Source organism: Micromonospora sp. RTGN7 (assembly GCF_033804645.1).
In the GTDB taxonomy this organism is placed as follows: Bacteria; Actinomycetota; Actinomycetes; order Mycobacteriales; family Micromonosporaceae; genus Micromonospora.
Map to the genome: position 1 here is coordinate 363,739 of NZ_JAPZLF010000002.1, position 25,604 is coordinate 389,342.

Below are 25,604 nucleotides of genomic sequence, written 5' to 3' on the forward strand. Positions count from 1 at the left end.
GGCCGCCCGTCGGTTTTCGCCAGGGGATCAGAATCACCCAATCCGCGCATCGATTGACGATGCGCCGTGAGCCTCACGAGGACACAGCGATGAACATCCTGGACGCCCTTGACGCCCAGTCGAAGCGGGTCGACCTTCCCCAGTTCCGCGCCGGTGACACCGTCAAGGTGCACGCGCGGGTCGTCGAGGGAAACCGGTCCCGTGTCCAGATCTTCCAGGGCGTCGTCATCCGTCGCCAGGGTGACGGCCTGCGCGAGACCTTCTCGGTCCGCAAGGTCAGCTTCGGCGTGGGTGTCGAGCGGACCTACCCGCTGAACAGCCCGTCGATCGACCGCATCGAGATCGTGACCCGCGGTGCCGTGCGCCGTGCCAAGCTCTACTACCTGCGCGAGCTGCGGGGCAAGAAGGCCAAGATCAAGGAGCGCCGCGAGAAGCAGTCGAGCTGATCTCTCGCTCGCCACGCCGCCTGAGCTGCGCGGATGTCGTACTAGCCGACCCCGGCTACGCTGTTCGCACGGGCGTAGGCGGGCATCGATGCGTCGCAGCGGCAGCCGCGACGCCGGATCGTCCCACCACCGCCCGCAGGGCCTCGACGAGGCTCTCGGGCGGTGGTGTCGTTTCTGCGGACCGAGGAGTGGCGTGGTGCGGACGCTTGACGAGGACGGCGCGGGCGACCCGTGGCGGCGGCGCTTACGGCGCACCCGCCGGCAGATGCCGCTCTGGCAGGAACTGCCGCTGCTGCTGATCGTCGCCTTCTGCCTGGCGGTGCTGATCCGCACCTTCCTGCTCCAGGCGTTCTTCATCCCCTCCGGGTCGATGCAGGACACCCTGCTCATCGGCGACCGGGTGCTGGTAAACAAGGTCGTCTACGACGTACGGGACCCGCGGCGCGGCGAGGTGGTGGTCTTTCGGGGCACCGACAGATGGGCCCCCCAACAGGTCCGCGAGCCCGAGCCCGGCTTCGCCGGCGGGTTCGGCGGCACCGTCGGCGACCTGGTCGGGCTGAGCCGCCCCGGCGAGAAAGACTTCATCAAGCGGGTGATCGGCCTCCCCGGCGACCGGGTGAAGTGCTGCGACACCCAGGGCCGGGTCACCGTCAACGACATCCCGCTCGACGAGCCGTACGTCGTCCGGAACTCCCCGCTGGACCTGCCGCCGAACCCCCGCGAGTGCGGGTCACGGCGCTTCGACGAGGTGGTGGTCCCGGCCGGCCAACTCTTCGTGATGGGTGACCACCGGCGCGTTTCGCAGGACGCCCGCTGCCAGGGCCCGGTGCCGATCGACAACGTGGTCGGCCGGGCGTTCGCGGTGGTCTGGCCGTCCTCCCGGTGGGCGTTGTTGTCGGCCCCAGATGCCTTCGACGCGGTCACCGGGCCCACCACGGCAGCCGGGGACACGCCGGCTCCGGTGCGCCCCACCGGCTCGGGCGGGGTGCTGCTGCTCGTTCCGCTTTCGGCCGCGGCAACCGCTTTCGCGCGTTCCGGAACGTCCGTCCGGTCCCGGCGACGTAGGCTCCACCCGTGATTGACGAGCAGACCGACAAGAAGAGCGGCTCCTTCTGGAAGGAGCTGCCCATCCTCCTGGGCGTGGCGATCCTGGTCGCGGTGCTGGTGCGAGCCTTTGTGCTGCAGACCTTCTACATCCCGTCGCCATCCATGGAGAACACCCTTCAGATCAACGATCGGGTGCTGGTCAACAAGCTGGTGTACGACTTCCGGTCGCCGCACCGCGGGGAGGTGGTCGTCTTCAAGGCGCCCACCGAGTGGAGCGGCAACCCCGACGGCGAGGACTTCATCAAGCGGGTGATCGGCGTCGGCGGCGACCACGTGGTCTGCTGCGACGCGCAGGAGCGGCTGGTGATCAACGGCAGGTCGCTCGACGAGCCGTACATCTACTCGGCGAACGGCCAGCAGGACAAGCCCGCCGACCAGGAGTTCGACATCACCGTTCCGAAGGGGCGGCTGTGGGTGATGGGCGACCACCGTGCGGCCTCCGGCGACTCCCTGGAGCACTGGCAGGTGTCCGGCCAGAACATCGACAGCGCCACCATCCCGAAGGACCGGGTGGTCGGCCGGGCGTTCACCGTCTTCTGGCCGGTCGGCCGGGCCACCTGGCTCACCGTCCCGAAGTCGTTCGACGGCATCCCGAACCCCTGACCCCGCCCGACCTCCGGGTGGGCGTGGCGACGCGGGCCGGGTCTGGCAGGCTGGGACGGTGACGGTCCACACCCCTCGACGCGCGGCGCGCGTGTTGCTCGTCGACGCCGCGGGCAGGGTGCTGCTCTTCGCCGGGTCCGACCCGGCGCGACCCGCCCACCGGTACTGGTTCACCCCCGGCGGTGGGCTGGAAGCGGGGGAGTCCCCGGCGGCCGGCGCCGCCCGGGAACTGGCCGAGGAGACCGGCCTGCGGCTGGCCCCGGCCGAGCTGGGCGAGCCGGTGTGGCAGGAGACGATCCGGTTCCCCTTCAACGGCGTGCAGTATCAGCAGGAACAGGAGTTCTTCCTGGTCCGGGTGCGGTCCTGGGAGGTGGAGACCGCAGGCTTCGACGCCATCGAGCGGGCCAGCGTCACCGGGCACCGGTGGTGGCCGCCCGACGAGCTGACCGCCACCACCGAGCGGTACTACCCGGACGACCTGCCGGCCCTGCTGCGCCGTGTGCTGGCCGCGCCGCCCGCCGGGCCCGCCGATCCTGCCGGGGCCGGCCTTGACGACGGGGGTACGCCGTGCTGACCCCGCCGCGCACCGTGGTCCGCCGCGAGGCCGGGCTGTACGCGCTGGAGCGCGCCCTGCAACGCCGCGGCTTCCGGCACGTGGCCGGCGCGGACGAGGCCGGCCGGGGCGCGTGTGCCGGCCCGCTGGTCGCGGCGGCGACGATCCTGCCCGAGGGCCGGCGCGGCGAGATCGACGGGCTGGCCGACTCCAAGCTGCTGACCCCGACCAGCCGGGAACGGATCTACGAGCAGGTCGTCGCCCGCGCCCTGGCGTACGCGGTGGTGGTGATCCCGGCCGACGAGGTCGACTCCCGCGGCCTGCATGTGTGCAACATCGCCGCCATGCGCCGGGCACTGGCGTCGCTGGCCACCCGCCCCGACTACGTGTTGACCGACGGCTTCGGCGTCGACGGGCTGGACGTGCCGGGGCTGGCGGTGTGGAAGGGCGATCGGGTAGCCGCCTGCGTGGCGGCGGCGAGCGTGCTGGCCAAGGTCACCCGAGACCGGATCATGGTCGAGCTGGACGCGTCGTTCCCCGGCTACGGCTTCGCCGAGCACAAGGGCTACATCACGGCGGAGCACACCGCCGCCCTGCGGGAGCGCGGCCCGTGCCGCGAACACCGATTCTCGTACGTGAATGTGGCCGCCGTGTCCGGCCTGGACGGGCGGCCCCCCAGGTCCCGTCGACCGGTGGGTGCGGGGCCGGTCGAGCCGATGGAGCGCTTCGACCCGACACGGGGTACCGTCGGCGTGGCGTTGGGCGAGCAGCCCCGACCTCCCGCGCCGGTGGGGGAAGATGTGGTCATGGAAGGCGGAGTGCGATGAGCGCGGAAGATCTCGAGAAGTACGAGACCGAGATGGAGCTCCAGCTCTACCGGGAGTACCGCGACATTGTCCGCCAGTTCTCCTACGTGGTGGAGACCGAGCGCCGCTTCTACCTGGCCAACCAGGTCGACCTGCACGTACGCAACTCCGACGGCGAGGTCTACTTCGAGGTCGAGATGCACGACGCCTGGGTGTGGGACATGTACCGCCCCGCCCGGTTCGTCAAGAACGTCCGGGTGATGACGTTCAAGGACGTCAACGTCGAGGAGCTGGAGAAGCCCGACATCTCCCTGCCCGCCGACTCCGGCTTCGGCGGCTGACGACCGCCCTTCCGGTCACTCCACCGGCACCACCACCTCGACCCGCTGCACCATGTTGTTGGCGAAGCCGCCCCGGTTCCACGGCTGTGCGACCGGCTGGCGCCGCTCCGACGCATCGGTCGCCCGCGCGCCCAGCACGTGCCGCCCCGGCTTCGCCATCCACTCGAAGCGCCACCGGTGCCACGCCCACTCCCCGCCGGTCGGCACGTCCAACTCCGCCGGCGCCCAGGTCGCGCCGCCGTCCGTGGTCACCTCCACCGAGGTCACCGGGGCGTGCCCGGACCAGGCCCGCCCGTCCACAGTGCATGGCTCTGGCCGGAGCACCCGGGCGCGGGACATGAAGGCCGGAAAGCCTGGCGGGCGGACCAGCGCGCGGGGCTCGATCCGGGTCACCGGCACGCCCGGGTCGTCGGCGTCGGCGCGCAGCCGGTAGGCCACCGCGTTCTGGTAGCCGTCGAACGGTTCGGTCAGCACCGTGATCGACCGCAGCCACTTCACGTTTGCCATCCCGTACCAGCCCGGCACGATCAGCCCCAGCGGTGCGCCGTGCTGAGGCGGCAGGGGAGCGCCGTTCGTCTCGTACGCGAGCAGCACCTCCTCGCGCAGCGCGTCGGCGACCGGCAGGGCGCGCTGGTAGTACTGCTCGACACCGCGCTCGCACCCGTGGTCGGCACCGGTGAAGACCACGTCCACGGCGTCCGGGGCGAGCCCCGCCTCGCGTAGCAGCGGCGCCAGCGGTGTTCCGGTCCACTCGGCGTTGCCCACCGCCTCCACCAGCCACGGTTGGCTCACCGGGCGGGGGTGCAGCAGGGCTGGTTGCGGGCTGCCAGCTGGAGCTCCTGGGCGCTGATCGCCTCGTCCGGCCCGGCGACCCGCGAGGGGCGGCTGATGTCGTCCACAGCGGTCATCGCGCTCTCCCTGGCCGTGCCCGGCGGTGCTGGTTGAGGTCGCCGTGCCGGGGTGCCGGACGCGGCGCACCGGGCCAGCATGGGGCCGGATCGGCGTCCCGGGACATAGCAGATCAGCTGGCCGGACGGGGGTTGTCCACAGTCGGCCCGGCCGTCCACAGGCGAGCGGCCGACGGTGGCGGAGCCTGCGGGGTTCCGGCACGCTGCCGGCCATGCGGACGAGGAGCGGAGCCCGTGGTCCCGGGCGGAGTGGCAGCGGAGCCGACGGGCCCGGAGGCAGGGCCGGCGCTGGGCGGGCCGGCGAGATCCGGGCCGGTGGTGGGCGGGTCGGGGCTGGTCGGGTCGGGGGTGAGGCTGCCCGTCGGCCGTCGAGGCCGCCATGGTGGGCGGCGGCGGTGCGGTGCACGGCGGCGCTCTGCGCGGTCGCGCTCGCCGTCGTCCCCGTGTCCGTCCCCGTCCCGCCGCCGGAACTCCGTGCCGCCGACGCGGCGGTCGTGTCCGTCGTCGCGCCCGGTCCTGTCCCGGCGGTGCTGCCCTGGGTCGGGTCGGCGGCGGCGTCGCCCGGGGCGGTGACCCGGGCGGGGTCCCCCGCCCCGCACGCCCGGTTCCGGTGGCCGCTCGACGGGACCCCGCGTCCGGCCCGCCGCTTCGAGCCGCCTCCGCAACCGTGGCTGCCCGGTCACCGGGGCGTCGACCTGGTCGCCGCGCCGGACGCCGTGGTCCGGGCCGCCGGGCCGGGGGTGGTGCTCTTCGCCGGCCCGGTCGCGGGCCGTCGGGTGGTCACCGTCGGGCACACCGCGGGGCTGCGAACCACCTACGAGCCGGTGTGGCCGGGCGTCCGCGCCGGAGACCGGGTGGCCGCCGGGGCGGTGCTGGGTCGGCTACGGGCCGGACACGCGGGGTGTCCCGAGCCGGCCTGCCTGCACTGGGGACTGCGTCGAGGCGAGCAGTACCTGGACCCGCTTGCCCTGCTCGGGATCGGCCCCGTCCGGCTTCTGCCCACCTGACCGGCGTCTCGTCGTCAGCGCTGGGCGAGCAGCGCCGGCAGCCGCACGGCGAGCCGCTCGTACTCGTCGGGCGAGTTGTAGACCTGCCCACACAGCCGTAGCCAGCCGTGGCCGTTCCAGGATGTCACCGCCACCTCGGCGGCCAGCCGGTCGGCGATCCGGCCGCGCAGTGCGCGGGCCGCGTCGATCGTGGTGGCGAGCCCGTCCGGCAGCGGGACGATCCGCATGGCGACCGCCGGCCCGCCGGGCTCCGGCAGGTCGGCCGGTGCCACCCCCAGGGCGTCCCCCACCACCCGCTGCCCGTACGCGGCCAGGGCGGCGTTGTGCGCGCGTACCCGGTCGACGCCGAGGCTGCGTAGTGTCCAGACGCCGGCCGGCGCGGCCAGCCACGGCGTGTAGTCCAGGGTCGCCTGCAACTCGACGTTCCCCGGGAAGCCGGCCGCCTGCTCCCAGGAAACCACCAGCGGCTCCATCCGGTCTCGCCACGACGGGGTCACCACCAGCGCGGCGGTGCCGCGTGGGGCGTACCCCCACTTGTGCAGGTTGCCCACCCAGAAGTCCGCGCCGATGCCGGCGACCGGGTCCGGCAGCATGCCCGGCGCGTGGGCGGCGTCAACGAGCACCGGCACGTCGTGCTGGTGGGCGACCCCGACGATCGCGGCGACCGGGAAGAGACGGGCGGTTGCCGAGGTGAGCTGGTCTACGACGAGCAGTTTCGTCCGGCCGGGCAGCAGCCCCGCGCGGACGATCTGGACGACCTGCTCGTCCGTCGCGGTCAACGGCACCGGCAGGATGCGATGGGTCGCCCCGGTGCGCCGGCACTCCCGGTCGACGGAGAAGCCGACCGCCCCGTAGCCGTGGTCGGTGCTGACGATCTCGTCGCCGGGTCGCAGGCCGAGTGACTGGAGCACCAACGCGACGCCGGTGGTGGCGTTGCCGACCAGCGCGGTGCCGTCCGGGTCGGCGCCCAGGAAGGCCGCCAGGTGCCGGCGGGTGTGGGCGATCCGGTCCACCAGGCCGGGCCCGAAGAAGCGCAGCGGGTTGGCTTCCATCTCGTCGCGCAGCCGTTGCTGGGTGCGTTGCACGCCGATCGGCACCGCGCCGAACGAGCCGTGGTTGAGGTGGCTCACCGCCGGGTCGAGGGAGAAGAGCAGCCGGGCGCCGGGGATGGCCTCGGGCGGCTGCGGCGCGCTCATCCCATGATCGTAGCCCGGCGTCGATCGATAGTGGCCCTCGACGATGACCCGACGGCGGCCGGGGCGCTCCCCGATCCGCCGGTGTGCGGTCGACCCCCGCGTGGTGGCTGGTGTGCCCGCTCAGGCGCGCGGGTGGGCCTGCCGGTACGCGGCGCGCAGTCGTTCGACCGAGACGTGGGTGTAGATCTGCGTGCTCGCCAACGAGGAGTGGCCGAGTAGTTCCTGCACCACCCGCAGGTCCGCGCCGCCCTCCAACAGGTGGGTGGCGGCCGAGTGGCGCAGGCTGTGCGGACTGGTCCGGGGCAGTTCGGCCGCCTCGGCGTACCCGGCGACGATGCGGCGGGCCGTTGTCGGGTGGAGGCGTCCGCCCCGCGCCCCGAGCAGCAGTGCGTCCCCGGAGCCCGGGCCGGCGAGAACCGGCCGCCCGGTGCGCAGCCACTCGTCGAGCGCCCGTTGCGCCGGAACCCCGTACGGCACGGACCGCTCCCGGGACCCCTTGCCGAGCACCCGGACCACCCGGCGGGCGTGGTCCACGTCGGTGGTGTCCAGGCCGCACGTCTCGCTGATCCGGGCCCCGGTCGCGTACAGCAGTTCGAGCAGGAGCCGGTCCCGCAGCACCACGGCCCGCGCCACCTCACCGTCGGCGTCCCCGACCGGGGTGGACGGCAAGATCTTGGAAGAATCAGGCCCCTCCGGGGGCCGTTTGCTTCCAAGATCTCCCGGGAGCGGAGTCGGGGCCTCGACCAGGGCGATCGCCTGGTCGGCGCGGAGCACGGTCGGCAGCTCCCGGTGGGCCCGGGGACTGGCCAGCGGTGCGGCGACGTCGGTCGGGATCAGACCGGATCGGTGCGCCCACGCGCTGAAGGTGCGCACCGAGGCGGCCCGCCGGGCCATCGTCGTACGGGCGGCCCCGGTCGTCTGCTGCTTTGCCAGCCAGCTGCGCAGCACGCCCAAGTCGAGGTCGGCCACTCCGGCGCAGCCCATCCGGGTCGCGTGGTCGAGCAGGGAGACCAGGTCGCCCACGTACGCCCGGACGGTGTGCTCCGAGCGGTTGCGTACCCGGGCCAGGTGGTCGGCGAAGTCGTCCACCACCTCCCGCATCGCCGCCGGAAGAGCCGCGTGCGCCTGCCTCGTGCCGGGCCCGGCACGGCTCACCGGGTGCCACCCGGCGGGCCCGCTGCGGTCAACCACCCGGGCCCCACCCCTCCGTCGCCTCGCACCGGCTCAGCTTACGAGTACTGCCGCACCTGCTCGCCGAGCTGCGGTGCCTCGGCGAGGCGGCCGGGAACCCGGCGGAGGCGGAGCAGCTTCGCCGGCTGATGGCCCTGGCCCGGCGTTGCCTGCGTGACCGCGACGTGGAGGCCCGCTTCGTGGGTGACTGAGCGCTGCGGGCCGGGCCGGGCGGTGCCCTCCTCGTCACGTGGTGCCGGCGGTGCCCTCCTGCTCACGTGGTGCCGGGGACGCGGGCCGGGGCGGTCAGCGCGTATCCCCCGTCGCGTCGGCGGATCATGCCCAGCTCCTCCAGCAGGGACAGCTTGCGTAGGGCGGTCCGGACGGTCACACCGGCGCGGGCGGCCAGCCGGTCCACGTCGACCGTCCCGCGCCGGGGTATCGACTCCAGCACCAGCGTCGCCTCGTCGTCGAGCATGTCCCGGGGACGTTGCGGGGCGCGGGCCGGAGGCGCCAGGTCGGCCCCGATGCTGCCCACCTCCTCCAGCACGTGCGGCACCCCGGTGACCAGCCGGGCCGACGGCTGCTCGCGGAGCAGCTCGTGGGTGCCGACCGACATGGCGGAGGTGACCGGACCGGGCACCACCATCGGGCGCCGGCCGAGGGCGACGGCCCGGTTGAACGTCTGTGTAGCGCCGCTGCGCGCCGCCGCCTCCACCAGCACCGTGCCCCGGGTCGCCGCCGCGATCACCCGGTTGCGGATGAGGAACCGGGGACGGAACGGCTCGGCGCCCGGCATCCACTCGCTGATCAGCAGCCCGGCCTCGGCGATCCGATCGAACAGGCTGGCGTTGCCCATGGGGTAGGGGCGGTCGATCCCGCACGCGAGCACCGCCACCGTCAGCCCGCCGGCGTTGAGCGCGCCCCGGTGCGCCGCGGCGTCGATGCCGAAGGCGCCCCCGGAGACCACCGTCCAGTCCCGGTCGGCCAGCCCGTAGCCGAGCTCGGTGGCCACGTGCAGCCCGTACGCGGTGGCCGCCCGGGCGCCGACCACCGAGACCGCCCGGTCCAGCGCCTCGCGCAGTGGCCACGCGCCGCGGACCCAGAAGCAGAGCGGGGGCGCGGTTTCCGTGTCCACCCGGCGGACGGCGCCCGGCAGGGCCAACGTGCGCAGGTGGTGAAGCTGGGGCGGCCACTCCTCGTCGTCGGGGGTGACGAGCCGCGCGCCCAGCCGATCGCCGCGGGCCAGGGCATCGTCGGCCACGGCGCGGGCGTCTCCTTCCCGGGACCGGGCCGCCACGGCGGCGCGCAGCCCCTCCTCCGGAGCGCCGCCGTCACGCAGCAGGTCCAGCGTTGCGCCCGGGCCGAACTCGTCAACCAGCCGGTGCACCGCCCAGGTGCCGGGCTCGGCGAGCCAGGTCAACGCCACCCGGGCCAGTCGATCGTCGTCGGCGCTCACGCCGCGTCCCCCATCCTGAGTTGGATCGCCTCGCGGACGTCATCGGCCTGTGGGCGGTCCCGCCCGTCGAGGTCGGCGATCGTCCACGCCATCCGGACCACCCGGTCGAAGCCGCGCGCCGACAGGGACCCGGAGTCGAGCCGCCCGCGCAGCTCCCGGGTGTCCCGCTCCGGCAGCCGCCACGGCGGGTGGCGCAGCCGGTGGCCGGGGACCTCCGCGTTGACCCGCCAGCCGTCGCCCGCCCATCGGTCGGCGGCGGCCCGGCGGGCGGCCGCCACCCGCGCCGCGACGGCGGCCGACGGCTCGCCGGTCGCCGTCGCCTCCATCAGCTCCGCGGCCCGCAGCGGCGGCAGGGTGACCTGCACGTCGATCCGGTCCAGTAGCGGGCCGGAGAGCCGGCCGAGGTAGCGCCGGCGGGCCAACGGGGAGCACTCGCAGTAGGTGTCGCCGGCCGGCCGGGCGCAGGGGCAGGGGTTGGCGGCGAGCACCAGTTGCGTCCGGGCCGGATACTCGGTGCCGCCCCGGCTGCGGGCGAGCTGCACCCGGCCGTGCTCCAGCGGTTGGCGTAGCGCCTCCAGGGCCCCCCTGCCGAACTCCGGTGCCTCGTCGAGGAAGAGCACCCCGCGGTGGGCCAGCGACACCGCGCCGGGCCGGGCCAGCCCCGACCCGCCTCCCACCAGCGAGGCCACCGTGGCGGTGTGGTGCGGGGCCTGGAACGGCGGTCGGCGCAGCAGCCGCCCGCCCGCCGGCAGCAGCCCGGCGACCGAGTGCAGCGCGGTGACCTCCAGCGCCGCGTCGTCGTCCAGCTCGGGCAGGATCGACGGCAGCCGCTCGGCGAGCATGGTCTTGCCGGCGCCGGGCGGCCCGAACAACGCCAGGTGGTGCCCGCCGGCGGCGGCCACCTCCAGGGCCCGTCGGCCGAGCGCCTGCCCGGCCACCTCGGCGAGGTCCGGCCCGCCCGGCCCCTCCGTGGGCGCAGGAGCGGGTGGCTCGATCAGCGGCGTGCCGTCCCGGACGAACTCGACCAGCCGGTGCAGCGTGTCCACGGCGCGGACCCGCACGCCCGGGACGACCGCGGCCTCGGCGGCGTTGTCGACCGGGACGATCACCCGCTCCAGCCCGGCCCGTGCGGCGGCGGCCACCATGGGCAGCACCCCGCGCACCGGCCGCACGGTGCCGTCGAGGCCCAGTTCCCCGAGGACGACCACCCGTTCCAGGGGCAGCAGCGGCAGCTCACCGGAGCCGCCGAGCAGGGCCACCGCGATGGCGAGGTCGAAGGCCGAGCCAAACTTCGGCATCGTCGCTGGCAGCAGGTTGAGGGTGATCCGCCGGTTGGGCCAGCGCTGGCCGGAGTTCACGACGGCCGCGCGGACCCGGTCGCGCGCCTCGTGCAGGGCGGTGTCCGGCAGCCCGGAGATCACCACGGCCGGTAGCCCCGGCGCGAGGTCCGCCTCCACCTCCACCACGTGCCCGGTCACCCCGAGCAGGCCGACGCAGAGCACCTTCGCGTAGCTCACGCCCGGCCGCCCATCTCAGAACGCACCCTTGAGGTGTTCCACCCGGGACGCGCCGGCGCCGGGCAGTTCGACGGCGAGCACGTCGAACCGCACCTCGTCGGCGCTGGTGCCGGTCTCGGCGAGCCAGCGGGCGGCCAACCCCCGCAGCCGCCGCGCCTTCGCTGGCACGACCGCCTCGGCCGGGGTGCCGAAGTTGGCCGTGCGCCGGGTCTTCACCTCGCAGAAGGCGAGCACCGGGCCGTCCCAGGCGATGATGTCGATCTCGCCGGCCGGGCAGCGCCAGTTGCGGGCGATCGGGCGCAGCCCCGCCCCGATGAGGTGTCGGACGGCGCATCGTTCCCCGTACGCGCCGACCGCCTGGTTCCGCTTCGTCATGTGCCGCACCATGCCCGCCCGGGTGCCCCGTCCGGGGCAGCCTGTGGACGACGGGGGTCGCTGTGGACAGCCGGACGATCATGCCCCCGGTGTGCTATGGGTCGCTGACCGGCGGTCACTGCGTCCGAGCCGGCCACCGGCCACCGACCAGGATCTACCGACGTCGGCGCCGAGAAACCGTTCGTCCGGATGGCGCGCGGGTGCGGCTGTCACATACGGTGCCCGTCGTGAACGCACGACGGAGCTTTCCCGATGATCAGGAGTCACGCTGGTATCCCGGTGAGACCGGGTACGGCGAGTCGGACTGGCGCTCGCCGGACGACGACCGCTACCGGGCGGATGAGCTCCGCGTCCCGGACCAGCGCGGGGAGACCGGTGAGCGCCGTTACGACGAGCTGACCGACCCGCCCGTGAGCCGGTACGGCGAGAGCGGACGACACGGTGCGGACGATGCCTTCGGGCGCTCCGACACCGACACCGACAGTTACCGCCCGGGGCGGTCCCGGCGGGGCGACACCGGCTCGTTCGGGGTGTCGGCGGACGAACTTGCGGCGGAACGGGAGGCGCGTCGGGCGGCCCGGGCGACTGAGGCTGGCCTGGCCGCCGGGGAGCGGGCGCACGACGCCCCGCTGCCGGCGAGTCAGCGTTCCGTCACGTTCCCGCTGCCCTCCGGCGAGCGCGCCGTCGAGTTCCCCCTGACCGTCGGCCAGCGCCCCGTGCCCGTCTCCGCCGCCCCGCACGAGGCGGCCCCTCGGGACACGCCCCGCGATGCGGACCGGTTCGGGAGCGACCCGCTCGGGGCCGACGCGGCCGGGCTCAGGTCGGAGCCGGCCCGTCCCGCGCAGCTCGGCGGATACCCGATCATCGGTCCCGGCCGTGCGGGCGACCCCAATCTGCTCAACAACCCCGGCGGTCGCAGCGAGTCGAGCCGACTCAGCGATCCCAGCAGTCTCAATGATCCCAGCGGTTTCACCGATCCCAGCCGTCTCCACAACGAACCGGGCCGCTCTGGCGAGGAGAGTCGGGGCGCGGATCTCGGCCCCACCGGCGAGCCGGGGCACGGGGCCGAGCCGGGGCCGGCAGCCGGGCCGTCGCACCCGCTGGAGATGCCGACCGGGCCCATGACCCCGGTGACCGCCCGTCCGGAACTGCCCCCGCCCGGACTCGACCCGGCGTACCTCCAGGACGGGCTGCGCCGCCCGGGCCCGCCGCCGTCCGACGGTGTCTACCGGACCCGCCGCCCGGCGCTGGCGGTGCTGATCGCGCTGCTGGTGCTGCTCTTCGAGATTCCGGCGCTGCGGGTGCTGCGGCACGGGGTGCTCGGCGACCCACTGTCCGCCGCCGACGTCGTGGTGGGCATCTTCCTGGTCGGCGGCCTGCCGATCTTCGGAGTGGGGCTCTACGGGCTGCGCACCGGCGGTCTCGCGCTCGCCGAAGGGGGCCGGGGCTGGCTCCGTCCGCCGACGGCGTACCTGACAGTCGGCCTGGTGCTCTTCGTCGCCGCCGCCCTCGCCGCCCGCTGACTGGGGGGCGAGGCAGGGGCGTACACTGGGCAACTGGCGACCGCCTCAGGCGGTCGACCTCGCGCGCCCTCCCCACCTCGTCGTGGGGCGGCGGCCTCCCTGGTCCTGATCTTGATCGGGCCCACCATGGTCGGCGACCGGGCGCCAGGACGCCCGGCCGCCGGCCGGGCGGCACAACCAGGGATCACAAGGAGTACCCACCATGGCCGTCGTGACCATGCGTCAGCTGCTGGAGAGCGGTGTCCACTTCGGGCACCAGACCCGGCGCTGGAACCCGAAGATGAAGCGCTTCATCTTCACCGAGCGCAACGGTATCTACATCATCGACCTGCGCCAGACCCTCGAGTACATCGAGACGGCGTACCAGTTCATCCGTAACACCGTCGCCGAGGGCGGCAGCATCCTCTTCGTCGGCACCAAGAAGCAGGCGCAGGAGGCCATCGCCGAGCAGGCGACCCGGGTCGGCCAGCCGTTCGTCAACCACCGCTGGCTCGGCGGCATGTTGACCAACTTCCAGACGGTGTACAAGCGGCTCCAGCGAATGAAGGAGCTGGAGGCGCTGGGTGACCTGAGCGGCACCACCGCCGGCTACACCAAGAAGGAGACCCTGCAGCTCTCCCGCGAGAAGATCAAGCTCACCCGCACGCTGGGTGGTCTGCGGGACATGCAGAAGCTGCCGGCCGCGGTCTGGATCGTCGACACCAAGAAGGAGCACATCGCCGTCGACGAGGCCCGCAAGCTGGGCATCCCGGTGATCGCGGTGCTCGACACCAACTGCGACCCGGACGAGGTCGACTTCCCGATCCCGGGCAACGACGACGCGATCCGTTCGGCCGAGCTGCTGACCAGGGTCGTGGCCGCCGCCGTCGCCGACGGCCTGATCGCCCGTTCCGGCCGTCGCCGGGGCGGCGACGAGAAGCCCGAGCCGGGTCAGGTCGGCGCCGACGAGCCGCTGACCGAGTGGGAGCGCGAGCTGCTCGAGCCGAAGAAGGCCGACGAGCAGCCGGCGCAGGCCGCCGCCCAGCCGGCTGAGCAGCCCGTTGCTGAGCAGCCCGCCGCCGAGAAGCCCGCCGAGCAGCCGGCGGCTGTCGCCGCGGAGTGACCGCACCGCCGCTCCCCGCCATCCGGGAAACCGGGCGGCGGGGAGCGGCGGTACGCCGGGCACATCCGGCTCTGATCCGGGTAACCGGCACCCAGAACATCCCACCGCTGTCTCAACACCGAAGAGAGAGTCATGTCCAACTTCACCGCCGCGGACGTCAAGAAGCTCCGCGACCTCACCGGCGCCGGCATGATGGACTCCAAGAAGGCGCTGACCGAGGCCGAGGGCGACTTCGACAAGGCCATCGAGATCCTGCGCGTCAAGGGTGCCAAGGACGTCGGCAAGCGTGCCGGCCGGACGGCCGCCAACGGCCTGGTCGCGCACTCGGGCAAGGCGCTGCTGGAACTCAACTGCGAGACCGACTTCGTCGCGAAGAACGACGCCTTCATCGTGCTGGCCCAGCAGCTCGTCGAGCACGGCGAGGCCAGCGGCGCGAACACCGCCGAGGAGCTGCTCGCCAGCAGCATCGACGGTAAGCCGGTCGCCGAACTGATCCAGGAGCAGTCCGCCAAGATCGGCGAGAAGCTGGTGCTCAACCGCTTCGCCAAGCTGGACGGCACCGTCGCGGTCTACCTGCACCGCAAGAGCCAGGACCTGCCGCCGGCCGTTGGCGTGCTGGTGGAGTACGCCGGCAAGACCGACGAGGCTGGGGACGCCGACGCCCGTGGCGTGGCTATGCAGATCGCCGCGATGCGCCCGAAGTACGTCACCCGTGACGAGGTGCCGGCCGACGTCGTCGAGTCCGAGCGGCGTATCGCCGAGCAGACCGCCCGCGAGGAGAACAAGCCCGCAGCGGCACTGCCGAAGATCATCGACGGTCGGGTCAACGCCTTCTTCAAGGACTACGTCCTGGTCGAGCAGGCGTCGGTCGCCGACAACAAGAAGACCGTGAAGCAGCTGCTGGCCGATGCCGGCATCGAGGTGACCCGCTTCCTGCGGTTCGAGGTCGGCCAGGCCTGAGCCGCCGGTCGGGCGTGACGCGCCCGCGGGCAGGGAACATCGACGAGGAGGCCGCTGGTGTACGTGACAGGCACCGCGGCCTCCTTGTCGCATAGGGTCAGCGACGGCAGGTACGCGGTAACCGGCGCACGCGGGGTGCGCGCGGGGGAGGGCGGGGCGGATGACGCAGCTTGTGAGTGACCGGAGCCTGGCGGCGGATGATCCGACTGCCCCACCACCGGGCCGGGCCCGCCGGGTGGTGCTGAAGCTCTCCGGCGAGGTCTTCGGCGGCGGGGCGATCGGCGTCGACCCGGACGTCGTGCAGGCCATCGCCCGGCAGATCGCCACCGTGGTCCGCCGCGGAGTGCAGGTCTCCGTGGTGGTCGGCGGCGGTAACTTCTTCCGCGGCGCGGAGCTGCAGAAGCGGGGCATGGACCGGGCCCGCGCCGACTACATGGGCATGCTGGGCACCGTGATGAACTGCCTCGCCCTCCAGGATTTCCTGGAGAAGGAGGGCATCGAGACCCGGGTGCAGAGCGCCATCACGATGGCACAGGTCGCCGAGCCCTACATCCCGTTGCGCGCCATCCGGCACCTGGAAAAGGGTCGCGTGGTCATCTTCGGGGCCGGCGCGGGCATGCCGTACTTCTCCACCGACACCGTGGCCGCCCAGCGCGCGCTGGAGATCCGCGCCGACGTGGTGCTGATGAGCAAGAACGGCGTTGACGGCGTCTACTCCGCCGACCCCCGGATCGATCCGACCGCCAGCAAGTTCGACTCGATCACCTTCTCCGAGGTGCTACGCCGCAACCTGCGGGTGGCCGACGCCGCGGCGTTCAGCCTGTGTATGGAGAACGGCCTGCCGATGCTGGTCTTCGGCGCGCAGGGTGGAGACACGATCATCCGTGCGGTGGGTGGCGACAAGATCGGCACCCTGATCACCGCCTGAGCGGCCGGCGAACGTCGGTCCTCCGACACGACAGCACAGCCCACGACGAGCACAAGAAGGAGGCAAGGAGACCGGTGATCGACGACACCCTCCTCGAGGCCGAGGACAAGATGGAGCGTGCGATCGAGCACGCCAAGGAGGAGTTCGGCGCCATCCGGACCGGTCGCGCCAACGCCGCCATGTTCTCCAAGGTCATCATCGACTACTACGGCACCCCGACGCCGCTGCCCCAGATGGCGTCTGTCGGGGTGCCCGAGGCGCGCATGGTGATCATCAAGCCGTACGACAACTCGCAGATCGGCGCCATGGAGCGGGCGATCCGCGACTCCGACCTGGGCCTCAACCCGAACAACGAGGGCACCCAGCTCCGCATCCTCATCCCGCAGATGACCGAGGAGCGCCGCCGCGAGATGATCAAGGTGGCCCGGCACAAGGGTGAGGAGGCCAAGGTGGCCATCCGCAACATCCGCCGCAAGGGCAAAGAGGAGCTGGACCGGCTCGTCAAGGACGGCGAGGTCGGCGAGGACGACGGCCGCCGCGCCGAGAAGGACCTCGACGACCTGACCCAGAAGTTCGTCGCCAGCGTCGACGAGCTGATCAAACACAAGGAGAGCGAGCTCCTGGAGGTCTGAGCTGCTGCCGGCCCCGGGCCGGGCGGGTGACCTGTCGAGGCACCGGTGTGCCGTCGCCGTCGGGCGGCGGCACACCGGTGCCTCCGTCGTTGCGGGCCTCCGTCGTTGCGGGCCTCCGTCGTTGCGGGCCGCTGCCGGGGCGAGCGCCCCACCGCCGGGTTGGGAAGCTCACCGCGCAAGCCCCGCCGGGTTGGGAAGCTCACCGTACGCAAGCACCGCCGGGGTGGGAATCTCATCGCACACTGCGTCGGTCGGCGCGGGTGGCCCTCGTCTGCCCTGCCGGGGCGGCTGGTGCAGTAGGCTCGGCACGATTCCGGCCACCACGTGGTGAACGGGCGGAATCAACCGGCCGTTAGGCCGGTCAACCGGACGGAACAGTCGCTGTAGGGGATGGTCTTGGTCGTACGTCATGTGGTGAACCCCGTACCGCGTCCGCTCGGTGCGTGATGTCCCACCTCGACCCCTACCGCAGCGCCGAGCCCCGAGGCCGGGACCGGCCGGACGCCCCGGCCGCGCTTCCCTGGCCCGAGCGTGACCTCGAACCGGGCCAGCTTGCTCGCAGCGCCGCGCCCGCCGCGCCCGACACCTACGCACCTGCCGGGTCCGACGCGCTCGCGCCCGACCCCCGGACCGAACCGTTCCAGCCGGCACGCCGGCCGGAGGCATTCGACGCGGACGTCACCGACCCGTACGGGACCCGCCCGCTACCCGGCGACAACGGGCCGGTCCATTCCGCCGGGGCCCTGAGCCGGGGCGACGAGGACCAGATCGACACCGGGTCCCCCGCCACCGGAGCCGACGTTCCCGCCGGGCGTGAGTCGGGTGGTTCCCCGTACCGGCTGGAGGAGCCCGCACCGGCGGTGTTCGGCGTTGAGCCGGAGTCTGGGCCGTCCCGGAGTTGGCGGCAGCCCGGGCGACGGCGGGCCAGCGCGGACCGCCCCGCCACACAGCAGGGCAAGCCGAGCCGAGCCGGCCGCAACCTGCCCGCCGCGATCGGCGTCGGCCTCGTCCTCGGCGCGGCCGTCCTGGTGCCACTTTTCTTCTTCCTGCCCGCCTTCCTGTTCGTGCTCGCCGCCGCAGTGGCGATCGGGACCTGGGAGATGTCCCGGGCGGTCCGCCGCAGCGGGGCCCACCCGCCGCTGGTGCCGCTGATCACCGGCGGTGTGCTCATGATCGGGCTGGCGTGGTTCGCCGGTCCGGACGCGCTCACCCTCGGCCTGCTGGTCACCGTGCTCGGTACGATGATCTGGCGGCTGGGCGATGGTCCGGGCAACTACCAGCGCGACCTGACGGCGGCCACCCTGATCGCCGTGTACGTGCCCTTCCTCGCCGGCTTCGCGGCGATGCTCGCCGCGGCACCCGGCGACGGGCACCTGCGGGTGATGGTCACCCTGGTCGCGGTGGTGCTCTCCGACACCGGCGGGTACGCGGCCGGGGTCAACTTCGGCAAGCGCCCGATGGCCCCCTCGATCAGTCCGAAGAAGTCCTGGGAGGGCTTCGCCGGCTCGGTCGCCGCGGCGGCGGTCGGCAGCGCCGTGTTGATCTGGTTGCTGTTCGACGTGGCCCCCTGGTGGGGAGCGTTGTTCGGCGTGGCGGTCTCCTGCGCGGGGGTCCTCGGCGACCTGGCCGAGTCCATGATCAAGCGGGACCTCGGCGTGAAGGACATGAGCAACCTGCTGCCCGGGCATGGTGGCCTGATGGACCGCCTCGACTCGATTCTCTTCGCGGTGCCGACCGCGTACCTGCTGTTGGCCGTGTTCGTGCCGGTGGTGGGCTGAGGAATGAATCACGCCGGTCACCCCGTGCCGACCGCCCGGTCGGGGCCGATTCGGCACCTCCGGCCAGGCGTCTCGTCCGTTCGGCGTGGGAGACTGGGAGTGTCATGACGAGCCTTCCGTTGATTCCCGTCGCCCCGAACGCCCCCGCCGCACGCCGCGCGGCCATGCCGCCCCGCCACCTCGCCGACCTCGACCTGTCCGGCAGGCAGGCGCTGGTAACCGAGCTGGGTGAGCCGGCGTTCCGCGCGAAGCAGATTTCCACCCACTACTTCGGCCGGCTGGTCCGCGACCCTGCGCGGATGACCGACCTGCCCGCGGCGACCCGGGAGAAGCTGGCGGGGGAGCTGCTGCCCACCCTGCTCACCCCGGTCCGCGAGCTGGCCTGCGACGACGGTGCCACCCGCAAGGCGCTCTGGCGGCTGCACGATGGCGCGCTGGTGGAGAGCGTGCTGATGGGATACCCGGACCGGGTCACCGTCTGCATCTCCAGCCAGGCCGGCTGCGGCATGGCGTGCCCGTTCTGCGCGACCGGCCAGGCCGGGCTGACCCGGAACCTTTCCACGGCCGAGATCGTCGACCAGGCGGTCTACCTGGCTGGCGTGGCCGCCTCCGGCGCGGTCGCCGGCTCCCCGCCCCGGCTGTCCCACGTGGTGTTCATGGGGATGGGCGAGCCGTTGGCCAACTACTCACGGGTGATCGCGGCGATCCGCCGGCTGGTCGCACCCGCCCCGGAGGGGCTCGGCCTGTCCCAGCGGCACATCACCCTCTCCACGGTCGGCCTGGTCCCGGCGATCCGCCGGCTGACCAGCGAAGACCTCTCGGTCACCCTTGCGCTGTCCCTGCACGCGCCCGATGATGATCTGCGCGACGAACTCGTGCCGGTCAACCAGCGTTGGAAGGTGGCCGAGGTGCTGGACGCAGCGTGGGACTACGTGGCGCGCACGGGGCGCCGGCTGTCCATCGAGTACGCGATGATCAAGGATGTGAACGACCAGCCGTGGCGGGCCGACCTCCTCGGCCGGTTGCTGGCGGGGAAGCTGGCCCACGTCAACCTCATCCCGCTCAACCCGACCCCGGGCAGTCGGTGGGACGCGAGCCCCAAGCCGGTCGAGCGGGAGTTCGTCCGACGCCTGCGCGGGGCCGGGATCTCGACGACGGTGCGAGACACCCGGGGGCGCGAGATCGACGGCGCCTGCGGGCAGCTCGCCGCTTCCGAGGACAGGGACACCGACGCGCCGCAGGAGGCGACGGCGTGACCGGGCGTAGCGAACGAGACCAGGAGACATAGTGGCGAGTCAGGGTCAGCGTTTCCGGCGTAAGGCGCTCCGCCGGGGCTACAAGGTCGACGAGGTGGACGCCTTCCTGGACCGGGTCGAGGCGACGCTCGACGGTCAGCCGGTCGGCGCGCCCGTGGCCTCCCAGGAGGTCCACGACGTCGTCTTCCGGGTCCGTTTCAACGGCTACGACGAGTGGCAGGTCGATCTGCACCTCGACCGGGTCGAGCGGCAGCTCGCCGAGATGGAGGAGCGCGGCGGCGTGGTCGGTCGCGGCAGCGACTCCGGGATGTCCGACCGGCTCGGCACGCCGAACCGGATGGCCCCGCCCGACCGGCTCGCCCTGCCCGACCGGATGAGTCCTCCCATGCGTGACGATCGTGGCGCGGTCCCCATGCGTGACGATCGTGGCGCGGTCCCGATGCGTGACGATCGTGGTCCGGTTCCGATGCGTGACGACCGGGGACCTGCCCCCATGCCGCCCCGACCGATGCCCGCGCAGGCCGGTCCGCCCGCCGACCGCTACGGCCGTTACGACGAGCCGAGCGGCGCCTTCGCCGCCGGGGGCTACGACCCGCCGCGCGGCGGATACGACACCCCGCGTGGATCCGCCGGCCCGGGAGGCGGCCCGATGGGCCCCGGTCCTGGTGCCGGCCCCGGTCCTGGCATGGGTCCTGGTGCTGGCCCCGGCCCGGGTATGGGTCCTGGCCCGGGTCCCGGTCCCGGTGCTGGAATGGGCCCCGGTTCCGGTCACGGTCCAGGTCCCGGTGCTGGTATGGGTCCCGGTTCCGGTCACGGTCCAGGTCCCGGTCCCGGCATGGGCCCTGGTCCGGGTTCCGGCATGGGTCCTGGTCCCGGCAGGGGTCACGCAGGCCCCCCGCCGCGCGGCCTGCCCGCCGGGCAGGGAAGCTACGGCCCGGACGGCCGGTTCGACGGCTTCGAGGCGGGCCGGCATGGTCGGGCCGACATGACCGCCGAGATCCGGATGCCCGAGCGGGACCTGCGTGAGCTGCGCGGTCGTGGCCCGGCCGGCGCGCCGGCCCTGCCGCAGCAGCCGCACGGAGGCCCGCCGATGGGTGGGCCTCCGCCGGTCGCCGGCCCGCCGCCGATGGCCGGGCCGCCGATGGCCGGGCCGCCCGGCAGCGACCTCCACCGCGTGGACCAGATTCGGCGCAGCTTCCAGGCGCGGCGGTTCGGCAGCGGGTACGACCCGGACCAGGTCGACCGGCTCTTCGAGGGCATCCTCGGCGGTATGTCCGGCCGCGGCCCGATGCCGGTGAACCCGAAGGAGCTGGACACCCTGCGGTTCGGCCTGGTGCCGGGCGGCTACTTCGAGGCGGAGGTCGACGCCGCGCTGAAGGACGTCCAGGACATCCTCTTCGGCCGCTGACCCGCGCCCGCCACACCGGCCGACGGCCGGCGGCCGGACACGTCCGGAGCGGTGGCCCGCGCCCGCCGTCGACGCGCGTACGACGAGGGCCCGTCCCCTGCTCAGCGGGGTGACGGGCCCTCGGTGCGTGCTGGGTCGGCGGTGTCGCCGCTCGGGGTCAGGAACGCAGGCCGTTGCGCCGCAGCACCGCGTCGCCGACGACGATGGCCAGCAGCAGCACGGCCAAGCCGACCAGCCAGATGTCCTCGACCCTGCCATCGTGGTTGCCAAACAGCATCGCCAGCATCGCCAGCGCGGAGAGCACCGCGCCGATCTGCCCCGCCTTCCGGTGCCCGGGCTTGTGCTGATCTGGCGACGTCACTGGCTCGCTTCCTGCCACTGTCGGTCCTTCCCTCGCGATCGGATCTCCGGTTAGTCTGGCACGCCCCGCGCCTGGCCACGCCCGGTGGGGGTTTCCGTTCCCCCGCCCGGAAGCGCCGCGGCTGGTCCGCAGGGCGGGACAAGCCGGCCCGGGGGGGCCGGACGGCCTCGGGCGCGGGGCGGGACAAGCCGGCCCGGGGGGCCGGACGGCCTGGGTCGCAGGGCACTACCGGCGTCGCGGGTCGCCGACCAGACTGCCTCCGGTAGCGTTCTGGCGTACACCTTGATTGTCTTTTTGAGGGGGACTGCGGTGCGAGTGACCGGTACGGGGCATGCCAGCATGCGGATCGACACGGCCGCGGGCAGCATCCTGTGCGACCCGTGGGTAAATCCGGCCTACTTCGCCTCCTGGTTCCCGTTCCCTGACAATTCGCTGCTCGACTGGGAGACCCTGGGGCAGGTCGACTACCTGTACGTGTCGCACCTGCATCGGGATCACTTCGACGCGGCGCACCTGCGCGACTTCGTCTCCAAGGACGCCACCGTCCTGCTCCCCGAGTTTCCCACCTCGGAGATGGAGGACGAGCTGCGGGCGCTGGGCTTCACGAAGTTCCTCCGGGCGCCGAACGAGCAGGTCGTCGAGCTCGATGGCGGCCTCAAGATCATGATTCAGGCGCTGACCAGCCCGACCGACGGCCCGATCGGCGACTCGTCGCTCTGGGTGGAGCACGACGGGGTCCGGCTGCTCAACCAGAACGACGCCCGCCCGACCGACCTGACCGTCTTCACCGAGCTGGGCCACGTGCACGCGCACCTGCTCCAGTTCTCCGGCGCGATCTGGTACCCGATGGTCTACGAGCTGCCGCAGGCGGCGAAGACGGCGTTCGGCAAGCAGAAGCGGGAGCGGCAGTTCGACCGCACCTGGCGCTACATCGACGACCTGAAGGCCGACCACGTCTTCCCGATCGCCGGGCCGCCGTGCTTCCTCGACGACACGCTGTGGCAGTTCAACGACATCCACGGCGACGAGGGCAACATCTTCCCCGACCAGTCGGTCTTCCTCTCGGAGTACGCGAAGGTCGGCGGCACCAACGGGATCGTGCTGCTGCCCGGCAGCGTGGCCGAGGTGTCCACGTCTGGCGCGAGCACCACCCACCCGCAGCCGGTGGAGGAGTTCTTCGCGAACAAGCTTGCCCACCTCGAGGAGATGCGGGAGCGTAAGCGCCCGATCATCGAGGCGGAGAAGGCATCCTGGCGGCACCCCGAGATCGACGTGCTGGCCGGCATGAAGCGCCGGATCGAGCCGCTGCTGGATGAGTCGGTCTACCTTGCCAAGGGCGTCGGCGGTCCGGTCCGCTTCGACCTGGTGGGCTACGACGGGGTGAGCGTCGAGTCGATCGTGGTGGACTTCCCGGGCAAGGAGGTGCGCCCGTACGCGGAGGAGAAGGTCCGGTACCGGTTCCGGATGGAGCGGGCGCTGATCGAGCACCTGTTGCACATCGACGAGGTGGACTGGGTCAACTCGCTCTTCCTGTCCTGCCGCTTCTCCGCCGCCCGGATCGGCCAGTACAACGAGTTCGTCTACGCCTTCTTCAAGTGCCTGTCCACCGAGCGCCTCCAGTACGCCGAGGGCTGGTACGACGAGCACGAGCGGTCCACCGACGCCGAGGACGTCACCCTCGGCGACTGGGTGGTGCAGCGGCGCTGCCCGCACCTGAAGGCGGACCTGACCCGGTTCGGCATCGTCGAGGGCGACCAGCTCACCTGTCAGCTGCACGGTTGGAAGTTCGACCTGCCCAGCGGTCGCTGCCTGACCAGCGTCGGCCACAAGGTCCGTGCCCACCGCGCCACCGCCGACACCCCGACCCCCTGACCGACGCCTCCCCGGGCCCGCGCCCGCGTCACTTCCCGACGAGTGCGCGGGCGGGTCAACAAGGTGCCCTTCCTTACCCCAGATCGGCCAGGATGCGGCGGGCGGCGTTGTGGCCGGCGGCGCCGATGACGCTGCCGGCCGGGTGGCAGCCGGCGCTGCCGGCGTAGACGCCGTCGATCCCGGTGGCGTACGGCATCCGGTCGGTGAACGAGACCGTGTTGTCGACGTGGTGGATGTGGCCGCCGGTGATGCCGAAGTGGGCCTCGATGCCGGGCGGGGGGAGCGGGACGGCGTCGGCGATCAGGTCGCCGGTGCCGGGGGCGTACCGCTCGCAGATCTCGACCAGGCGCGCGACGTAGCCGGGCAGGGCGGCGTCCCAGGTGGTGCCGGCCAGCTCGTAGGGGACCGACTGGACGAACAGCGCCGAGGAGTGGTGACCGGCGGCGTCGGAGAGCGACGGGTCGACGGTGGTGTGCAGGTACCACTCGATGGTCGGCTCGTCGGGCAGCCGCCCGGCCTGGACGTCGGCCCACATGGCGCGCAGCGCGGCCATCGGTGGCTCGCCCCCGCCGTCGACCAGCGACGCCGAGCCGGGCAGCAGGTGGATGGTGGAGCCGAACGGGCTGGGCGTGCCCTCGGGCAGGCAGGAGAAGCGGGGCAGCCCGGTCAGCGCCAGGTTGAGCTTGAGGGTGGTGCCGGGGCGGCGGACGGCCGCCATCCGCTGGGCCAGCGGCACCGGGAGCGCGCCATCGGGCAGCAGGTCGATCAGCCGGTACGGGTCGCAGGCCCCGAGCACCACCGGCGCGGCGACGTGCCGGCCGTCGGCGAGGATCACCCCGTCGGCCGCGCCGTCGTCGAGGGTGATCGCGGCGACCGGCGCACCGGTCAGGATGCGTGCCCCGGCGGCACGGGCGGCCTCGGCGAAGGTGCGGGAGACGGTGCCCATGCCGCCCTCGGCGATCATCCAGGTGCCGTCGGCGCCGGGCAGCCGGCACATGTTGTGTACGAGGAAGTTGTGCCCGGTCCCGGGGTCGTCCGGGCCGGCGTTCAGGCCGGACAGGCCGTCGGTGACCGCGTACATGCTGACCAGCAGCTCGGAGCGGAAGTCGAAGCGGGCCAGGTGGTCGGCGACCGAGCCGCGCACCAGGTCGACGAAGACCTGTCGCAGCGCCGGCCGGACGTGCCGCTGCGCGGTCTCCTCCACCGGCATCGGCTCGGCCAGCCAGGCCGGAGCCAGGTCCTCGCGCAGGGCCGCCAGTTCGGCCTGCATGGCGTCGTCGGCGGCCACGTCGGCGGGGGAGAAGAACTCCGTGAGCTGCCGCCGGGTCGCCGCGTGGTCGCTGCCCATCAGCAGGTACGGCGAGCCGAGGCCGCCCGGGGTGGGCAGGAAGTAGTGCGGGTCGCGGCGCAGCACCGGGATGCGCACGTCGAGCGTGGCGAGCAGCTCCGGCGGCATCAGCCCGAGCAGGTACGACCCGGTGGAGTGGCGCAGCCCCGGCACCTTCGGGAACGGGTTCTCGGTGCGGGTCGCCCCGCCGATCACGTCGGCGGCCTCCAGCACCAGCACGTCCAGCCCGGCGCGGGCCAGCAGGATCGCGGACACCAGCCCGTTGTGCCCGGCGCCGACGATCACCACATCGGCCCGGTTCGGCAGCTCGCTCGCCTCGCTCATCCGGCCATCACCGTTGCACTCGCCTCGCTCGTGCGGCCGTCACCGCTGCGCTCGCTCATGCTCGGGCAGCCTAGTGCCGCGCGGCCGTCACCGCTGCGCTCGCTCATGCTCGGGCAGCCTAGTGCCGCGCGGCCCTCGGCGGGAGGCCGTCGCCCGGTCCCGCTCGGGCCGGGAGAGTCCCGCGGATCCGTCACCCGGACCGGCCTGGCCCGGACCAGGCCGACGCCTGACACCACCGACGGCGAAGCGGGCAGTGGCCCTTCGCGGCCCTCTAGGGAGCTGCCCCGTCTGCGCGCCCACTGGTGCCCGGCGGAACCCGTGCGGAATCTTGGACATCTACCGGCGTCTGCGGACGAGAAGTGTCCAAGGCCTGCCGAGAATCGGGCCCGTCGCCCGTCGGCAAGCTCTGGGTGGGGTCACGGGATTGCCTTGTTGAGAGTTCTGAAGAGTGCCCATTCGGCTGAATGTGGCAGATTGGGCATTTGCTGGGCCTTCATCTCCATGATGAGCAGGCCGGGCAGGTGCAGGTCCATGATCCCGGTGGAGGAGTGCGATTCCTCGAGATTGCCCCGGCATCCTTGCGGTTGCGCCCGTAGCACTCGAACAGCTCGTTGAGGAAGGTCT

Annotated in this window: 23 protein-coding genes and 2 pseudogenes; 16 read left to right on the forward strand and 9 right to left on the reverse strand. The window is 73.0% G+C overall.

Translation table 11 applies throughout. From position 1 onward, the window contains the following. Positions 1-89 precede the first annotated feature (89 nt). The 6 genes and pseudogenes from rplS (at position 90) to SNR22_RS05020 (ending at position 3,856) form a co-directional block, all read left to right on the forward strand. Entirely contained in the window at positions 90-446 is a 357-nt protein-coding gene (gene rplS / locus SNR22_RS04995) for a 50S ribosomal protein L19 (protein ID WP_320065247.1), read from the forward strand. 193 nt (positions 447-639) lie between these two features. Then, positions 640-1,511 (forward strand): annotated as a pseudogene (gene lepB / locus SNR22_RS05000) (signal peptidase I). Positions 1,512-1,520: 9 nt separating this feature from the next. Continuing rightward, positions 1,521-2,156 (forward strand): signal peptidase I, encoded by a 636-nt coding sequence (gene lepB / locus SNR22_RS05005; protein ID WP_320065249.1) that lies wholly within the window; start codon positions 1,521-1,523, stop codon positions 2,154-2,156. Positions 2,157-2,214: 58 nt separating this feature from the next. Further along, positions 2,215-2,730 carry an NUDIX hydrolase gene (locus SNR22_RS05010; protein ID WP_320065250.1) on the forward strand — a complete coding sequence of 172 codons (516 nt, stop codon included), beginning with the start codon at positions 2,215-2,217 and terminating at the stop codon, positions 2,728-2,730. Then, entirely contained in the window at positions 2,724-3,536 is an 813-nt protein-coding gene (locus tag SNR22_RS05015) for a ribonuclease HII (RefSeq protein ID WP_320065251.1), read from the forward strand. Before SNR22_RS05010 ends, SNR22_RS05015 begins: the two co-directional genes overlap by 7 nt. Next, on the forward strand, positions 3,533-3,856 hold the full coding sequence (locus tag SNR22_RS05020) for a DUF2469 domain-containing protein (RefSeq protein ID WP_007075222.1): 324 nt from the start codon (positions 3,533-3,535) through the stop codon (positions 3,854-3,856). The genes SNR22_RS05015 and SNR22_RS05020 overlap by 4 nt, the downstream gene beginning before the upstream one ends. Positions 3,857-3,871: 15 nt before the next feature. On the opposite strand, the gene SNR22_RS05025 is transcribed toward SNR22_RS05020, so the two are convergent. Then, positions 3,872-4,648, reverse strand: coding sequence for a molybdopterin-dependent oxidoreductase (locus SNR22_RS05025; RefSeq protein WP_320065252.1), 777 nt, complete (start codon positions 4,646-4,648; stop codon positions 3,872-3,874). Positions 4,649-5,159: 511 nt separating this feature from the next. Here SNR22_RS05025 and SNR22_RS05030 point away from each other — a divergent pair. Then, positions 5,160-5,771 (forward strand): M23 family metallopeptidase, encoded by a 612-nt coding sequence (locus tag SNR22_RS05030; protein ID WP_320065253.1) that lies wholly within the window; start codon positions 5,160-5,162, stop codon positions 5,769-5,771. A 14-nt stretch (positions 5,772-5,785) separates the two neighbouring features. On the opposite strand, the gene SNR22_RS05035 is transcribed toward SNR22_RS05030, so the two are convergent. The 6 genes from SNR22_RS05035 to SNR22_RS05060 all read right to left on the reverse strand — a co-directional run bounded on the left by SNR22_RS05035 (position 5,786) and on the right by SNR22_RS05060 (position 11,488). Continuing rightward, positions 5,786-6,967, reverse strand: a complete 1,182-nt coding sequence (locus SNR22_RS05035; RefSeq protein ID WP_320065254.1) for an aminotransferase class V-fold PLP-dependent enzyme — start codon at positions 6,965-6,967, stop codon at positions 5,786-5,788. Between the two features lie 120 nt (positions 6,968-7,087). After that, positions 7,088-8,068 (reverse strand): tyrosine recombinase XerC, encoded by a 981-nt coding sequence (locus SNR22_RS05040; protein ID WP_320065359.1) that lies wholly within the window; start codon positions 8,066-8,068, stop codon positions 7,088-7,090. Positions 8,069-8,196: 128 nt separating this feature from the next. After that, positions 8,197-8,415 (reverse strand): hypothetical protein, encoded by a 219-nt coding sequence (locus SNR22_RS05045; protein ID WP_320065255.1) that lies wholly within the window; start codon positions 8,413-8,415, stop codon positions 8,197-8,199. Then, a complete protein-coding gene (locus SNR22_RS05050; RefSeq protein ID WP_320065256.1) occupies positions 8,412-9,596 on the reverse strand; it encodes a DNA-processing protein DprA in 1,185 nt (394 codons plus the stop codon). Before SNR22_RS05050 ends, SNR22_RS05045 begins: the two co-directional genes overlap by 4 nt. Continuing rightward, positions 9,593-11,113, reverse strand: a complete 1,521-nt coding sequence (locus SNR22_RS05055; protein WP_320065257.1) for a YifB family Mg chelatase-like AAA ATPase — start codon at positions 11,111-11,113, stop codon at positions 9,593-9,595. The genes SNR22_RS05050 and SNR22_RS05055 overlap by 4 nt, the downstream gene beginning before the upstream one ends. Before the next feature lie 15 nt (positions 11,114-11,128). Continuing rightward, positions 11,129-11,488 (reverse strand): YraN family protein, encoded by a 360-nt coding sequence (locus SNR22_RS05060; RefSeq protein ID WP_320065258.1) that lies wholly within the window; start codon positions 11,486-11,488, stop codon positions 11,129-11,131. A 992-nt stretch (positions 11,489-12,480) separates the two neighbouring features. On the opposite strand from SNR22_RS05060, the pseudogene SNR22_RS29340 reads away from it, so the two are divergent. From SNR22_RS29340 to SNR22_RS05100, 8 genes and pseudogenes are all read left to right on the forward strand, one after another. Beyond that, positions 12,481-13,011 (forward strand): annotated as a pseudogene (locus SNR22_RS29340) (hypothetical protein); the annotation flags it as partial. A 202-nt stretch (positions 13,012-13,213) separates the two neighbouring features. Further along, positions 13,214-14,113, forward strand: coding sequence for a 30S ribosomal protein S2 (rpsB, locus tag SNR22_RS05070; protein WP_320065259.1), 900 nt, complete (start codon positions 13,214-13,216; stop codon positions 14,111-14,113). A 132-nt stretch (positions 14,114-14,245) separates the two neighbouring features. After that, positions 14,246-15,073, forward strand: coding sequence for a translation elongation factor Ts (tsf, locus tag SNR22_RS05075; RefSeq protein ID WP_320065260.1), 828 nt, complete (start codon positions 14,246-14,248; stop codon positions 15,071-15,073). Positions 15,074-15,233: 160 nt separating this feature from the next. Then, complete coding sequence (gene pyrH, locus SNR22_RS05080) at positions 15,234-16,001, forward strand: UMP kinase (RefSeq protein WP_320065261.1); 768 nt, start codon at positions 15,234-15,236, stop codon at positions 15,999-16,001. A gap of 74 nt (positions 16,002-16,075) precedes the next feature. Further along, positions 16,076-16,633 (forward strand): ribosome recycling factor, encoded by a 558-nt coding sequence (gene frr / locus SNR22_RS05085; protein ID WP_320065262.1) that lies wholly within the window; start codon positions 16,076-16,078, stop codon positions 16,631-16,633. 446 nt (positions 16,634-17,079) lie between these two features. Further along, positions 17,080-18,411, forward strand: coding sequence for a phosphatidate cytidylyltransferase (locus SNR22_RS05090; protein ID WP_320065361.1), 1,332 nt, complete (start codon positions 17,080-17,082; stop codon positions 18,409-18,411). A gap of 104 nt (positions 18,412-18,515) precedes the next feature. Next, positions 18,516-19,667: a 23S rRNA (adenine(2503)-C(2))-methyltransferase RlmN gene (gene rlmN / locus SNR22_RS05095; RefSeq protein ID WP_320065263.1), complete on the forward strand. Its 1,152-nt coding sequence runs from the start codon at positions 18,516-18,518 to the stop codon at positions 19,665-19,667. Positions 19,668-19,698: 31 nt separating this feature from the next. Continuing rightward, complete coding sequence (locus SNR22_RS05100) at positions 19,699-21,075, forward strand: DivIVA domain-containing protein (RefSeq protein ID WP_320065264.1); 1,377 nt, start codon at positions 19,699-19,701, stop codon at positions 21,073-21,075. 157 nt (positions 21,076-21,232) lie between these two features. On the opposite strand, the gene SNR22_RS05105 is transcribed toward SNR22_RS05100, so the two are convergent. Continuing rightward, positions 21,233-21,454 (reverse strand): DUF2631 domain-containing protein, encoded by a 222-nt coding sequence (locus tag SNR22_RS05105; protein WP_320065265.1) that lies wholly within the window; start codon positions 21,452-21,454, stop codon positions 21,233-21,235. A 291-nt stretch (positions 21,455-21,745) separates the two neighbouring features. Here SNR22_RS05105 and SNR22_RS05110 point away from each other — a divergent pair, with 291 nt between their 5' ends. Then, positions 21,746-23,308 carry a Rieske 2Fe-2S domain-containing protein gene (locus tag SNR22_RS05110; protein WP_320065266.1) on the forward strand — a complete coding sequence of 521 codons (1,563 nt, stop codon included), beginning with the start codon at positions 21,746-21,748 and terminating at the stop codon, positions 23,306-23,308. A 73-nt stretch (positions 23,309-23,381) separates the two neighbouring features. Here the strand turns inward: SNR22_RS05110 and SNR22_RS05115 are convergent, their stop codons facing one another. Continuing rightward, positions 23,382-24,980 carry an NAD(P)/FAD-dependent oxidoreductase gene (locus tag SNR22_RS05115; RefSeq protein WP_320065267.1) on the reverse strand — a complete coding sequence of 533 codons (1,599 nt, stop codon included), beginning with the start codon at positions 24,978-24,980 and terminating at the stop codon, positions 23,382-23,384. Positions 24,981-25,604 lie beyond the last annotated feature (624 nt).

Excerpts from the sequence above, each read along its gene's own strand:
- rpsB (WP_320065259.1), top strand. The coding sequence starts at position 13,214 with ATGGCCGTCGTGACCATGCGTCAGCTGCTGGAGAGCGGTGTCCACTTC.
- SNR22_RS05060 (WP_320065258.1), bottom strand. The coding sequence starts at position 11,488 with ATGACGAAGCGGAACCAGGCGGTCGGCGCGTACGGGGAACGATGCGCC.
- SNR22_RS05035 (WP_320065254.1), bottom strand. The coding sequence starts at position 6,967 with ATGAGCGCGCCGCAGCCGCCCGAGGCCATCCCCGGCGCCCGGCTGCTC.
- SNR22_RS05115 (WP_320065267.1), bottom strand. The coding sequence starts at position 24,980 with ATGAGCGAGGCGAGCGAGCTGCCGAACCGGGCCGATGTGGTGATCGTC.
- tsf (WP_320065260.1), top strand. The coding sequence starts at position 14,246 with ATGTCCAACTTCACCGCCGCGGACGTCAAGAAGCTCCGCGACCTCACC.
- rplS (WP_320065247.1), top strand. The coding sequence starts at position 90 with ATGAACATCCTGGACGCCCTTGACGCCCAGTCGAAGCGGGTCGACCTT.
- rlmN (WP_320065263.1), top strand. The coding sequence starts at position 18,516 with ATGACGAGCCTTCCGTTGATTCCCGTCGCCCCGAACGCCCCCGCCGCA.
- SNR22_RS05020 (WP_007075222.1), top strand. The coding sequence starts at position 3,533 with ATGAGCGCGGAAGATCTCGAGAAGTACGAGACCGAGATGGAGCTCCAG.
- pyrH (WP_320065261.1), top strand. The coding sequence starts at position 15,234 with ATGACGCAGCTTGTGAGTGACCGGAGCCTGGCGGCGGATGATCCGACT.
- SNR22_RS05040 (WP_320065359.1), bottom strand. The coding sequence starts at position 8,068 with ATGCGGGAGGTGGTGGACGACTTCGCCGACCACCTGGCCCGGGTACGC.
- SNR22_RS05090 (WP_320065361.1), top strand. The coding sequence starts at position 17,080 with ATGTCCCACCTCGACCCCTACCGCAGCGCCGAGCCCCGAGGCCGGGAC.